Annotated in this window: 13 protein-coding genes; 5 read left to right on the top strand and 8 right to left on the bottom strand. The window is 54.9% G+C overall.

What is annotated here, in order from left to right; translation table 11 throughout:
* Nucleotides 1–50: 50 nt before the first annotated feature.
* Nucleotides 51–566, top strand: a complete 516-nt coding sequence (locus SPI6313_RS07790; RefSeq protein ID WP_072620485.1) for a hypothetical protein — start codon at nucleotides 51–53, stop codon at nucleotides 564–566.
* A gap of 229 nt (nucleotides 567–795) precedes the next feature.
* On the opposite strand, the gene SPI6313_RS07785 is transcribed toward SPI6313_RS07790, so the two are convergent.
* The gene (locus SPI6313_RS07785) at nucleotides 796–987 is read right to left on the bottom strand and encodes a hypothetical protein (RefSeq protein WP_072620484.1); all 192 of its coding nucleotides are present in this window, start codon (nucleotides 985–987) and stop codon (nucleotides 796–798) included.
* Nucleotides 987–2,285 (bottom strand): homoserine dehydrogenase, encoded by a 1,299-nt coding sequence (locus SPI6313_RS07780; protein WP_072620483.1) that lies wholly within the window; start codon nucleotides 2,283–2,285, stop codon nucleotides 987–989. The genes SPI6313_RS07785 and SPI6313_RS07780 overlap by 1 nt, the downstream gene beginning before the upstream one ends.
* Before the next feature lie 47 nt (nucleotides 2,286–2,332).
* Here SPI6313_RS07780 and SPI6313_RS23960 point away from each other — a divergent pair, with 47 nt between their 5' ends.
* The 3 genes from SPI6313_RS23960 (at nucleotide 2,333) to SPI6313_RS07770 (ending at nucleotide 4,579) form a co-directional block, all read left to right on the top strand.
* Nucleotides 2,333–2,428, top strand: a complete 96-nt coding sequence (locus tag SPI6313_RS23960) for an agmatine deiminase family protein (RefSeq protein ID WP_139276580.1) — start codon at nucleotides 2,333–2,335, stop codon at nucleotides 2,426–2,428.
* A gap of 77 nt (nucleotides 2,429–2,505) precedes the next feature.
* Nucleotides 2,506–3,498, top strand: coding sequence for an adenylate/guanylate cyclase domain-containing protein (locus tag SPI6313_RS07775; RefSeq protein WP_072620482.1), 993 nt, complete (start codon nucleotides 2,506–2,508; stop codon nucleotides 3,496–3,498).
* A 130-nt stretch (nucleotides 3,499–3,628) separates the two neighbouring features.
* The gene (locus tag SPI6313_RS07770; RefSeq protein WP_217650535.1) at nucleotides 3,629–4,579 is read left to right on the top strand and encodes a vWA domain-containing protein; all 951 of its coding nucleotides are present in this window, start codon (nucleotides 3,629–3,631) and stop codon (nucleotides 4,577–4,579) included.
* A gap of 247 nt (nucleotides 4,580–4,826) precedes the next feature.
* On the opposite strand, the gene SPI6313_RS07765 is transcribed toward SPI6313_RS07770, so the two are convergent.
* The 5 genes from SPI6313_RS07765 to SPI6313_RS07745 all read right to left on the bottom strand — a co-directional run bounded on the left by SPI6313_RS07765 (nucleotide 4,827) and on the right by SPI6313_RS07745 (nucleotide 9,901).
* Entirely contained in the window at nucleotides 4,827–5,753 is a 927-nt protein-coding gene (locus tag SPI6313_RS07765; protein WP_072620480.1) for a class I SAM-dependent methyltransferase, read from the bottom strand.
* Between the two features lie 85 nt (nucleotides 5,754–5,838).
* A complete protein-coding gene (locus tag SPI6313_RS07760) occupies nucleotides 5,839–6,246 on the bottom strand; it encodes a VanZ family protein (protein ID WP_072620479.1) in 408 nt (135 codons plus the stop codon).
* A gap of 28 nt (nucleotides 6,247–6,274) precedes the next feature.
* Nucleotides 6,275–7,165, bottom strand: a complete 891-nt coding sequence (locus SPI6313_RS07755; RefSeq protein ID WP_072620478.1) for a succinate--CoA ligase subunit alpha — start codon at nucleotides 7,163–7,165, stop codon at nucleotides 6,275–6,277.
* A 40-nt stretch (nucleotides 7,166–7,205) separates the two neighbouring features.
* Nucleotides 7,206–8,408: an ATP-grasp domain-containing protein gene (locus SPI6313_RS07750; RefSeq protein ID WP_072620477.1), complete on the bottom strand. Its 1,203-nt coding sequence runs from the start codon at nucleotides 8,406–8,408 to the stop codon at nucleotides 7,206–7,208.
* 230 nt (nucleotides 8,409–8,638) lie between these two features.
* The gene (locus SPI6313_RS07745) at nucleotides 8,639–9,901 is read right to left on the bottom strand and encodes an FGGY-family carbohydrate kinase (RefSeq protein ID WP_072620476.1); all 1,263 of its coding nucleotides are present in this window, start codon (nucleotides 9,899–9,901) and stop codon (nucleotides 8,639–8,641) included.
* A gap of 115 nt (nucleotides 9,902–10,016) precedes the next feature.
* Here SPI6313_RS07745 and SPI6313_RS07740 point away from each other — a divergent pair, with 115 nt between their 5' ends.
* Complete coding sequence (locus SPI6313_RS07740; RefSeq protein WP_072620475.1) at nucleotides 10,017–11,126, top strand: ATP-binding protein; 1,110 nt, start codon at nucleotides 10,017–10,019, stop codon at nucleotides 11,124–11,126.
* Nucleotides 11,127–11,182: 56 nt separating this feature from the next.
* Here SPI6313_RS07740 and trhO read toward each other — a convergent pair whose 3' ends face one another.
* The gene (gene trhO / locus SPI6313_RS07735; RefSeq protein ID WP_072620474.1) at nucleotides 11,183–11,986 is read right to left on the bottom strand and encodes an oxygen-dependent tRNA uridine(34) hydroxylase TrhO; all 804 of its coding nucleotides are present in this window, start codon (nucleotides 11,984–11,986) and stop codon (nucleotides 11,183–11,185) included.
* Nucleotides 11,987–12,074: the final 88 nt, after the last annotated feature.

The raw sequence follows: 12,074 nt of genomic DNA, 5'->3' as shown, positions 1-12,074 counted from the left end.
TCAAAACCCATTAAACTATAGACACTTTTAGGTTTATTCTCTCAGACACTATGCACGGGATTCTGATTTGGCAACACCACAGCAATGCAGCCCATAACGCCGATAACTTTGCCTTGATCAGTCAATGGTTAACCCGTCTCAATGGCCAAACCGTTGAATTGGCCCAGCGACTCATCCTGCCCCATGGCAGCACCCAAGAATTAGACTGGACTCCTAAACGCTTTGACCACACCTTTACCCTGCACCATCCTCGGATTGCGGGGATCACGGTGTATTGGCAACAGGAAGAGGATGAGCACGAGCATAATATCACCGTGAAGCAGCTTGATCTTGACATGGCCCGCCAGTCCCTCTATCTCTATCCCCAGAATCAACCGACGGTGGTGATGAAACTCTGTATTCCTGGCATCCGCTACGAAACCATCAACCTCGATGATCCGGAAATGGCTTGTACGCAAGTGGGCGATCGCTCTATCCTCCTCTTCCGCGACCCCCAGCAACACCTCGAAATCAAGCTCAATCTCAGCCGCGAAAATGTGATGAAACTCCGCACCCGCCTGCCATAGCCACAAAAAAAGCCCTCTTCCGTGGGCTACTGCTTATACATGACGCGCAAATGTTGACCTAAGCTGTGCGATTGATTTCCCCGATGCGGGCAGCGAGCTAGAAGCTCGCACTACCAAAGAGGGCAGCGAGCTAGAAGCTCGCACTACTCTCTGGTGGAAATTGTAACGTACCCGGTAGATCTCAAGAGCAGCGGGGTGTAGGGAACCATCTCACTCCTATTCCAACGCCTTAACCGTCGGGAAATTGCCAACAAGCGATCGCTTCTAGATCCCGACTGCCACAGATGCAGGGCCCATCACCATCAGAGGCGACCCATTCTTCGCCACAGGTGCGGCAATGGCAGAAAATGTTGTTGCGGTTGGCGCGGCGGATTTTGTCGCGCCATTGGTCGGTGAGATCGCGATCGCTCGGCAATGGCATTACAACACCCGAAACACACTAGCAATGTGAATATCGTCGATTTCTTCAAAGCCGTGAATCGCATCAAGGGCCGCATGAAAATCCCCTTCGCGCACGTCGTGAGTCACCACCACAACTTCGGCTTGATCCTGGTGGTAGCCGATTTGGACGATGGATTCTAAGCTCACATTATGGTCACCGAAGCAAGTGCCGAGATGGCCGATTACCCCAGGGCGATCGCCACAGAGGAACCGCGCATAGAATCGGGTTTCCACCGCTTCAGTGGGGGTGATCGGGCAATAGTCGGTGTGGGTGCAGGTGAGGAGGGGATGGAGGCCGTCTTCGAGTTTTTCGCTTTGGAGCAGGGCGGTGATATTGAGCAGGTCAGCGGTGACGGCGCTGGCGGTGGCTCCTTTGCCGGCTCCGGGGCCATAGAACATCACCTGACCGAGGGGATCGGCATCGATCAAGATAGCGTTAAATACCCCGTTGACGCTGGCGAGGGGGTGGTGATTGGTGACGAGGGTGGGGCCGACGCGGAGGTGTAGGGAGTTTTGGGCGGTGCTCCATTGGGCGATCGCCAGCAATTTAATTGTGAAGCCCAGTTGTTGGGCATAGGTAATATCCGCTGGACTGATGTTGCGAATCCCTTGGCGGTCGATGTCTTCGTAGCGAACCCGTCCCCCAAACGCAAGGGAGGCGAGGATCGAAATTTTATCAGCCGCATCAAAGCCATCCACATCTGCGGTGGGGTCAGCTTCGGCATAGCCCAGGGCTTGGGCTTCGGCGAGAACATCATCAAAGGCGGCTCCCTCATCTTGCATTTGGGTGAGGATGTAGTTCGTTGTGCCGTTGATGATGCCAGTGACGCGCTCGATTCGGTTGCCGCCCAGGGATTGCTTGAGGGGTTGAATAATGGGAATCCCGCCGCCGACGGCGGCTTCGAGGAGAACATACACGCCTGCGGTTTGGGCAGCGGAGAAGATTTCATCGCCGTGGCGGGCAATGACGGCTTTGTTGGCGGTGACGATATGTTTGCCGTGGGCGATCGCCGCGAGGATCAATTCCCGCGCCCGTTCAACGCCGCCGATTAATTCCACAATGATGTCAATTTCGGGGTCAGCGACGATCGCATCCAGGTTAGTGGTTAAAACACCGGGTTCAAAGTCTACCGTCCGGGGTTTGTTGAGGGCACGCACGCCGACCCGATGAATCCGAATATCCCTGAGCAGAGGACTCCGACCGTCGGGGTTGAGCAAAATCTCTGCTGTGCCTGTCCCCACGGTGCCCAGCCCTAATAGTCCGATATTGTATGTCACGTTCGTTAGTATCTCTATGATTGCTCTATGTTCTAGCCTAACGGCTTTTGGGAACGGCGATACGTCCTCGGTTTGGATCAATGATTGATGCGATCGCCGCTGGCGGGGGCGGCCTCCACTGCACCACCCCACAAGAACCCTAAAGATGGCATTTTAAACATTCAACCGTACAATTAAAGGCCAAGACACCACCCATTTTTTCTTCTCTCCCATTGCCCGTATGAATTCGGGAATCCTTCCATATCTATTACTACGCACAGCTACCGGCAAACGCTACTTGCCGTTGGTGGGTCGTAACCATTGGACGATTGGGCGGGGAGCGGAGAATAACTTTGTGATTCCGGATCGGTGGATTTCCCGGAATCACGCCATGTTGCAATATACCGAAACCGGCATTTTTTATCTGATTGATCTGGGCAGTCGCAACGGCACATTTATTAATGGGCGGCGGGTCAATGTGCCCGTGGTGCTCAAGAGTGGCGATCATGTCACCTTTGGTCAAAGCGAACTACGGTTTTTCTTTGGCAATACCAACCAAGAGAACACGGATCAGCTTAGCGCCAAAGACACCCAAACCTCGGTGCTCCATGTGCGGCGCTTGATGTCGGTGCTGGTGGTGGATATTCGGAATTTTACGGTGTTGACACGCAAACTGGATGAAAAGATCCTCTCGAAATTAATCGGGGATTGGTTCCGGCAAGCGGGTCAGATTATCCGTGAATCGGGGAGTTGGGTGGATAAATATATCGGCGATGCGGTGATGTCGATCTGGTTCCACGGCGAGCAGGCGATCGCCAAAGATGATGTCCTCTCGATTTTCCAAGCCGTCAGCGACCTCAACAAAATGACCGCCGACCTCGGCAACCACTACACCTTACCCTTTCCCCTGCGCATTGGCGTGGGGATTAACACCGGCTACGCCATGGTTGGTAATACGGGAACGGGCGATCGCCCCGACTACACCGCGATCGGCGACACCGTCAACGCCGCCTTTCGCCTCGAATCCTGCACCAAACAAATCCACCGCGACATTGCCCTCGGCGAATCCACCTACAACTACCTCGCCGATCTCGGTCGCGCCCAACAACGCTTCAGCCAATACACCGTCTCCCTCAAAGGCTACGAAACCCCCACAATCACCTACGCCTCCACCTTTGAAGACCTCGACAATTTCCTCCTCGACAAACTCCTCTGGGACAACAACGTCATCTAAACTCTGCATAAAAAAACTGAATATGCGTAGAGAATACCTTGAGCATAATTATCGGTTCAATCTATCTCAAACTCTTCTAGCTAACGTTTTTTTAGATTGAAGCTGATTCATTTTTTAGGAGTTAAAGCTCATGTCTGTTTTCTTGAGTTCTATGGGTAAAGGTCTTCACTCCATTGCCATTACCGGTTTAAGTGTTGCCCTCACAAGTGTTTTGATGCCGAGTGCGATCGCAGCAGAATTTGCCGATTTTTTATTCATTGTGGATGAATCTGGCTCCATGGCCGGTGAACATACCTGGTTAGGTCAGATGATTGGTGACCTAGATGTGAGTCTACAGGCGAAAGGAGTGGGCACAGGCAGCGCAGCCAACCGCTTCGGTTTAGTCGGATTTGGTAAAACCGGTTCGGGAGAATTGGGGCGATCGTTCTTGCTCGGTGGTCAACAATTTGGTGATGCTGCTGCCTTTGCCCAAGCCACTCAAAAATTAGTTTCTCGTGGTAGTTCAGAAGATGGGTACGCAGGCATTGATTTTGCCTTTGACCGCTATCAATTTCGGAACGATGCTGCTGTCAATATTGTGCTGGTGACTGATGAAGATCGCGATATTGGCAATTCTGTCCTGTCGTTTTACAACACCCTCAATCGACTGCAACAGCATGACGCACTCTTAAATGTAGTGGTGAATTATTCAGCACAGGATGCACAAGGCCAACGAGTGATCGGTGCAGATGGCCACGGGAATGCGTTTGTTGCTGATGGTGCAGGGGGCTATCAAACGACTGCCTACAATGCGACAAATGCTCTGATCAATCAGTCTGGTACAACGGGCCAAGATTATGTCGATTTAGCCTGGGCAACGGGGGATCAGACGGTGACGGGAGCCATGTGGGACTTGAATTTGTTGCGTAGTGGGGGACAAAGTGCAGCATCATTTACGCGGGCATTTGTGGACATCAAAGCCGATGAAGCCTACCGTCAAGGGGGCAAAAACCCTGAAAATGTACCAGAACCGGGAACGACACTCTTAGTGACCGGGTTAGCTCTCGGAATTGGCAAAAAATTGAAAGATCGGACGGTCTAATCCCAAACCCCAACCGTTCGGCGACAGAATCTAGGAGATGGAGACTGATACCAAATCCGGATTGTAGAGGCTGAGTGCAGTTGAAGCCTGAGCGATCGCGGTTCGACTCCGCTCACCTCTCTAGATTCTGTCTTTGTTGCCCGAATCTGGTATGGCAAGGAGAGACTAGGCTAGAACATTCAACGAGCGCACCCTGAGCGGAGTCGAAGGGTGCGCTCGGTTGTGGCTTTGACCTAGAGAATGGGGGTTAGATCGCTTGGGTGACGATCGCACGATGGCGGATTGTGTTGGGGGTGATGGTGGGGGGAGCGAATCCGGCGGCGGGGAGTTCTTGGTCTACATCGAGGGCGAAGTATTGATCGAGGTAGGGTTCAGTGCTTTTGAGGAGGGTGAGGATGTAGGGGGGCATTTTTTGGTAGATTTGCGATCGCGGATTCATATCCATCATGGCGAAATGACCACCAGGCCGCAGGAGTCGCCGCGCTTCTTTGAAAATATCGCGGGCGGCGGTGAGGGGTAATTCGTGGAAAATTAAACAGGCGGAGACGAGATCAAAGGAGGCATCAGGCAGGCCGGTTTGTTCTGCGGCTCCATGTCGCCAAGTGATGGCGCGATCGCGCTGTTCGCTGTGGTACTGGGCGACGGCGAGGAAATAGGGGGAGAGTTCAAGGCCGGTGATCTGAGCGTCGGGATACACATCCTGAAGGGCGAAGGTGCTCATGCCCACACTACAGCCGAGGTCGAGAATGTCACGGGGGGGCGTGGGGATCTGCCCTTGTAACACCTCGTGATAGCTCGATCGCAGGTGTTGATCGCCGCGTTTGTCGCCGTCTTTGCCCGCGTTGGGATAGAGGGGCGCGTGGACAGTATGGGCAGCGCATTCCACTTCGAGGGCGGCATCCCAACTGAGGTTGCCTTGGTCGTAGGCGTGGAAGGCGCGGTAATAGTATTCGGGATAGTCAAGGTCGGGGTTTTCCACTTGGGCGCGGTGGGGTTCCCAATCCAGTTGACGCAGTTCAGCGACGCGATCGCGCCACGGCACGCCGATCCGTTCAGCCCGGTTGATCATCATGGCGCGGGCGCGGTTTTTGGCGAGGGCGGCCAGGGGTTTGATGTTGAGGAGGGCGTTAACCGCGTGGGTCGCCAGACGGGGAGCGGGGGAGGTGGCAGTCATGGGTTAGTTTCGTGTTCAGAATATCAGCACTATTGCTTAGTATGCGCCAGGTGGGGAGGGGGTGCGATCGCTCCGTAAGGTTTTGTTAACGTGTTGAATCGGGATGGGTTGCCGGGCGATCGCGGGCCTGTTCTGCCAACCCGTACCCCACCGCCAGCCCGATCAAACTCATCAGCAAATCCAAACCGCTAAAGGTGCGCACGGGGGACAACGCCTGGGTAAATTCATCCACGACGGTAATAATCCCAAAAATCAAGGGAAAGAGAGGAATGCGCCACCCCCACAGACTGAGCCGCCGTCCCCGCAGCATCCGATGCCCCACATAGGTCGCCACAAAATACAAAAAGAAATGCCCGATCAGGTCGTAGTGAGGGATTCGCCCCAAATAGTCCGGCAGATTATCGGTATAGGCCAGCCAGGAAATCATCACCAACAGCAGCCCATAGATCGCCCCCAAGACCCAGGAAATCGGTTGCACAGACGTTGTTTTCATGATCGTGACCCCATGGAATGTGTACGGTCTACTTCAGGGCTTTCGCCAGCCATTCCGTTAGTTGTTGGGGGGATTGGGCGACGCGGATTTTAGCGGCTTTGTAGGCGGCGATTTTTTCGGCGGCGGTGTTGGTGTGGGGGAGGGCGTGAACTTTTTGGGAGGCGATCGAGGTGGCGGAATCGCCAGGCGGCGCGTTCACCGGGAGAGTTTGCCCGGCCACATAGGCAAAAATGGGCTTATCGATGTTGGAGGGGATGACCGTGGCGGCGGCTTCGTTACCCCAGAGGTGTTGTTCGAGAAGGACGATCGCTTTTGTGTCGTCGTTGCTGGCAAAGAGGGGAATCCAATCGGCGAAGGTAGTTCCCAAAATTGACCCGGTGCCGAGGTGAACGGCGACGGATTGCCCAATTCCGGCTTGGCTTAGTTCCCAAGCGATCGCATCGCCAATGCGATCGGTGCGGTCAATGATTCCCACTGAGCCGACGCTGTAGCATTGGGGGTCAAGGGTTCCCACCAAAAACCGATCCGGCACAATTAACCCGGCACTGCCCGCCCCCAGGATCACCGTTCCCGTGGCCTTGGCGCGGTTAATCAGGGATAGGGTATCCAAGGGCGGCACTTGGGGCGGCACGAGGATCAGCTGACGAATCCCGGCGGCGATCGCTTCGAGGGCCGCATCCGCCACCTGATCCGGCGGCACACAAACCACGCTGGTATCAATGTCGCCCACAGCAGCGATCGCTTGCTCCACCAAGTCAAATACTGGGATATCGTCCACCTGGCTGCCCCCTTGCCCCACACTGACCCCCGCCACGATCTCCGTCCCGTAGCGACGCATCGGCGCGATCATCCGTTGGGCGAGGGGTTCGTGAATGCCCTGGAGCAAAATATGGTTGGTTTGAATGAGGGGGAACATCATAGCAAATCGGGATCAGTGAGGGCGAGGACATCAGGGAGACTTAGGCGGTCAAGGCGGCGAGGAGTTGGTCAATGGTGGTGACGCTGTGGATGGGTAAGGTGTCCAAAGCGGCAAGATCCACGTCGGTTAAGCCGCCGGGGCAGTAGAGTACGAGTTTCGGGAGGGGTTTGAGGCGTTCGGTGGGGGCGGGGGCGACGGGTTGGGCCCGCCGTTGGCGGCTGACAGCGAGGGCGGTGGGGCGTTCAAGGCGGTCATCGGTGCTGGGGGTGGAGGGTGGCGCGAGAAGGGTGGCGATCGCCGCCCCCATCACCGGAGCCAATTCCCCCGGTAGATACACCACCACACTTTTGAGATCGGGCCAGTCAATCGCCGCCTGTAGCGCACGGGTTGTCTGGGCGGCCAGATCGCCATAGGGGTCAAGGGGCCAACTTTGGCCGGGGCGCGTCTTACTTTTTGCCAAGCCATCCCAGACCATCGCCGCGACTCCTGGATTAGGACTGATTAACCCCACTTCCCCTTTTTTGGGATTTGACCAGCCCGCTGGTGCTTTGACGAGGGGCGTGGGCTGGGGGTCTTGATCGTCGGGATGGTCGAGGAGGGTCTGGAGTTGGGGATGTCGGGCGATCGCCGTATCGCTGAGGGTAATTTTGCCATCAAGGGCCATCACTTCTCCCGCTGCATTGATCCCCAAGGGGTTAATTTCAATACTGTCGAGGTCTTTACTGGCGAAAAGCTCATACATTTTTTCGACGATATGGCCCACCGCTTGAATACTCTCTCCGGTTAAGCCCATTTGAATCGCTAACCGCCGGGCATGAAACGGGGAAAATTCCCCCTCAATCACCACGATTTGAATATCATCGAGGGCCGTATCCACTTCGACCCCACCCCGCCCCGACCCCAGCAGCACCGGATGCTGAAAATGGTAGTCCAGGACGATCGCTAAATAGAGTTCCTGTTGGGTGGCGTAGCGGGCTTCGGCGAGGACGAGTTCGGGATATTCCCCCGCGATCGCAATCGTAAGAATGGTTTGGGTGGCGGCGATCGCATCAATTGTATTTTCCACAAACCGAATCCCCCCTGCCTTGGCCCGTCCCCCGACACGCACCTGAGACTTGAGCACCACCGGATAGGGAACCTGTAGTTTTTTAATATCACGCGGTTGGTAAATACGCTGAGACGGCAACACCGGAATGCCCACATCCCGAAACAATGTCTTCGCCTGATACTCCAATAAATCCATGGTTGCTCAAAAAAGGTCGATACTACTGATGATGAAAAAACTCAAAAAAAATGGTGACTTAAACCTGTCAACCCCGGTTTAGCGCGTTCCCCTCACCGCCACGATTGCCCCTTGCGATCGCCTTGGCTGCCTATGCCTTGAGGATGCGGCCTCAGTACCCGTTAGAATAGCCCCTCACCCAGTGTACCCTTTGGGCTTCGCTTCCTCTTGCTTGGATTTGCATTGACTGTTTAAAACTGGCGTAAACCTTGCCATTGGGCGAGCCGTGCCGTCCCGTAGGCCGCCTCCTGTTGGGGCGATCGCACCACCGGAACCCCTAACCGTCGTTGCCGCAAGGCCATCCAAGCCCCATTTTGTGCGCCGCCGCCCGCCGTCCAAACTTGGGTTAACGGCGTTGCGCCCAGGGCGGCGAGGCGAGCATAGCCCTCGGCTTCGATCCGGGCCATGCTGTCAAGGAGGCCGTGGAGAAAGGCCCCCGAATCAGCGGGTCGCGGTTCAAGACAGGGGGCTAAGGTGGGGTCGTTGATCGGGAAGCGATCGCCCGGTTTCAGCAGGGGATAATACTGCAACGGACTCGGCTGCGTCCCGTCGATCTGCTCACTCAATGCCGCGAGTTCCGCCGGATCGAAAAACGCCGCCAACACCGCCCCGCCCGTATTCGACGCGCCCCCCGTTAACCACCGTTGCCCCAAGCGATGGCTATAGACCCCCGCCGCCAGATCATGCACCGGGCGATCGCTCAACAATTTCAACACCAGCGTTGACCCCAACGAGGTCACCGCCTCCCCCGGTTGCATCACCCCACTGGCCAAAAACGCCGCAATACTATCCGTCGTCCCTGCACAGACCTGACAATCTGGGGGGAAACCAAACCGCGCCGCCACCGCTGCCGTCACAGTCCCGACGGGCGTTCCCGGCTCCACCACCTGGGGGCAAAGCCGAAACCCCTCCCACGCCTGCAACCAATCTGGATACCGTAGCTGCTCCACGTCGTAGCCCAATTTCAAGGCGTTGTGATAGTCGGTGATGCCCCACCGCCCGTGGAGTTGCGCCGCGAGCCAGTCCGCTTGATGGAGCAGATACCGCGCCTGTGGCCACAGGGTGCAATCGCTGTTAACCTGCCACCAGAGCACCTTCGCCAAACTAGAGGTGGCACTCTGAACCAGGTGATCCGGCGGAGCCAGGGCGGCCAGGGATTTTTTTACGGTTTTGCCGCGATCGTCGTTGTAAAGCAAAGCAGGCACAAGGGGCTGACCTGTGCGATCGCATAGGATTACAGTAGAAGATGTGCCATTAATGGCCAGGACAGCGGTCTGTTGCCGGACTGCGATCGGGATCGCGTCCAGTAACGACGTTAACCCCCGTTGCCATGACGCAGTTTCACCCCCATCTGTCCAGGGAACTTGTGCTGTCGCGATCACATCACCAAGGGCGGTGATGGCCACCAAACGCGCTCCCGATGTCCCAAAATCTAACCCGATATAAATCGTCATGCTCTGGATTCACTCCCAATATTTTTCCTAAGAACTATGGAGGGGGAAACTCAAAAAAGTTTGAGTAGGGTATGATTAAACCACTTTGCATTACTTTCAGTTGCCGAAATAGGCCATGGATCTCAAAAGCCACCAGTTCATTAAATTCTTTGAACCTGAACAAGCTGAGGAACTGTCAGCACGGGCGATTATTGAAACGTTTTCAGACCATGTTGTTATTTTTGAAGAAGGTGAAGTTTCAGATTATCTTTACCTAGTTTTAGACGGCACTGTGCTCTTCCGAAAACATACGATCAATGATCATTACCAAATTGTTGCCCAAGCCAATTCTGATGATTTCTTTGGTGAGTTCGGAATTTTAGATGGTAAGCCTCGTAGTGCCCAAGCCATGGTGTGCGAAGGTGCAACCCTAGCAAGGTTTCCCCGTAATGTTCTCATTGATATTCTCAATAATACAAAGGGTGAAACCGTTCTTCATCTCTTTAATTTTATTATTCAACGGCTGCGCACCACCACTGAAGAGTTTGTCAAGCAGGTGACCTATAAAGACAAAATGGTGTTGTTGGGTGAAATGGTCAATACCATCATCCATGACTTCAAAAGTCCCCTCAGTAGCATCAACTTATCCAGTAGTATGTTACGGGAAATGTACGAAGATGATGAAGACACGATTGAATGGTGTGAGTTGATTCAACAGCAGTCAATTCGGATGGCGGCCATGGCGGAAGAATTGCTGGAATTTTCGCGGGGAAGTGCCCATCTTCGTAAACAGGACATTAATTTAACGGCGGCGCTCCATCGCTTTGAAAAACTGAATCGTATTTATTTTGCTCAGGCCAATGTGACGTTTGTCTTGAGTTGCCCTGAGTCCCTCACCCTGGAAGCGGATGAGAATAAGTTAATGCGGGCGTTGCAAAATTTGGTGGTGAATGCGGTGGAGGCGTTGGATGGCGAGGGGGGCGAGATCGGCGTGACCGTGACGACCGGAAAAGTGGGGGTCACGATCGCTATTCAAGATAATGGCCCGGGTATTCCGCTGGAAATTCGGGAAACTTTTTTTGAGGCGTTTGTGACCTATGGGAAGAAGCGAGGCACGGGGTTAGGGACAGCGATCGCAAAATCTATTATTGATGCTCACCAAGGCCAAATTCGCTTTGAAACCGAGGTGGGCCAAGGCACGACCTTTTTCATTCAACTGCCGTTCCAAGGGTCTCAATTCCTGTAGGATTCAACCCAACGCAGTACCGGGGCGTTCTGGGTTTGCGGCTGGGTGCGATCGCCTCATGACGGGGACTGTTCAGCCTGACAGTCCGGGCAGATGGTTGTACCCTGACGCAGAGGATAGCCACAGTGATGGCAGAGGGTATAGTTGCCGGGGGTCAGATCCGGCTGTACCGTGACCCGTTCATCAAAGACAAAACATTCCCCTTGCCACAGGCTTTGCTCTGGGGGAATCTGGTCTAAATAGTTAAGAATGCCGCCCTGGAGATGATAGACCTCCGGAAAACCCTGCTGAAGCAGATAGGAGGTGGCTTTTTCGCAGCGAATGCCGCCAGTACAAAAGAGGGCAACTTTCGGATGGGTGTGGGGGTTGAGGTGGTCTTGGACGTAGTGGGGAAATTCGCGGAAAGATGCCGTGCGTGGATCATGAGCGCCCTGGAATGTGCCGATTTGTACCTCGTAATCGTTGCGGGTGTCCACGAGGACAACATCGGGACGGGTGATTAAAGCGTTCCAGTCTGCGGGGGCGACGTAGGTTCCGACGGCGCGATGCGGGTCAGCGTCGGGGATGCCGAAGGTGACGATTTCGGCTTTCTGTTTGATTTTGAGGCGTTGGAAGGGGGGGGTGGGGGTGGTGGCAAGTTTGGGGGTGAGGTCGGCAAAGGGGGGCAGGGTGCGTAAGTCGGCGATCGCCCTCTCCACCGCTGCGGCAGACCCAGCGATCGCGCCATTAATCCCCTCAGATGCGAGTAATAATGTCCCCTGCACCGCCCAGCCCTGGCTCAGATCCCGCAGTTGAGCCATCCGGTCTACACAATCGGGCAACGCAACAAATTTATAAAAGGTGGCGATGATCTGGGTCATGGGTTGGGGTCAACATAGCGGAGGGTTGGCACAAATTCTAGCAAAACCCTAGACAATTCTTCTAGAGCCTGTATAATGGCTAATGCGT

It is taken from the genome of Spirulina major PCC 6313 (assembly GCF_001890765.1).
Classification (GTDB): Bacteria; Cyanobacteriota; Cyanobacteriia; order Cyanobacteriales; family Spirulinaceae; genus Spirulina; species Spirulina major.
The sequence above is the reverse complement of the archived record's forward strand: the minus strand, read 5'-3'. Positions and strand labels throughout refer to the sequence as shown.

What these genes read in the sequence shown, in the direction of transcription:
- SPI6313_RS07750 (WP_072620477.1), bottom strand. Translation starts at nt 8,408, where the DNA reads ATGGATTTATTGGAGTATCAGGCGAAGACATTGTTTCGGGATGTGGGC.
- SPI6313_RS07775 (WP_072620482.1), top strand. Translation starts at nt 2,506, where the DNA reads ATGAATTCGGGAATCCTTCCATATCTATTACTACGCACAGCTACCGGC.
- SPI6313_RS07765 (WP_072620480.1), bottom strand. Translation starts at nt 5,753, where the DNA reads ATGACTGCCACCTCCCCCGCTCCCCGTCTGGCGACCCACGCGGTTAAC.
- SPI6313_RS07760 (WP_072620479.1), bottom strand. Translation starts at nt 6,246, where the DNA reads ATGAAAACAACGTCTGTGCAACCGATTTCCTGGGTCTTGGGGGCGATC.
- SPI6313_RS07790 (WP_072620485.1), top strand. Translation starts at nt 51, where the DNA reads ATGCACGGGATTCTGATTTGGCAACACCACAGCAATGCAGCCCATAAC.
- SPI6313_RS07745 (WP_072620476.1), bottom strand. Translation starts at nt 9,901, where the DNA reads ATGACGATTTATATCGGGTTAGATTTTGGGACATCGGGAGCGCGTTTG.
- SPI6313_RS07785 (WP_072620484.1), bottom strand. Translation starts at nt 987, where the DNA reads ATGCCATTGCCGAGCGATCGCGATCTCACCGACCAATGGCGCGACAAA.
- SPI6313_RS07740 (WP_072620475.1), top strand. Translation starts at nt 10,017, where the DNA reads ATGGATCTCAAAAGCCACCAGTTCATTAAATTCTTTGAACCTGAACAA.
- SPI6313_RS07770 (WP_217650535.1), top strand. Translation starts at nt 3,629, where the DNA reads ATGTCTGTTTTCTTGAGTTCTATGGGTAAAGGTCTTCACTCCATTGCC.
- trhO (WP_072620474.1), bottom strand. Translation starts at nt 11,986, where the DNA reads ATGACCCAGATCATCGCCACCTTTTATAAATTTGTTGCGTTGCCCGAT.
- SPI6313_RS07755 (WP_072620478.1), bottom strand. Translation starts at nt 7,165, where the DNA reads ATGATGTTCCCCCTCATTCAAACCAACCATATTTTGCTCCAGGGCATT.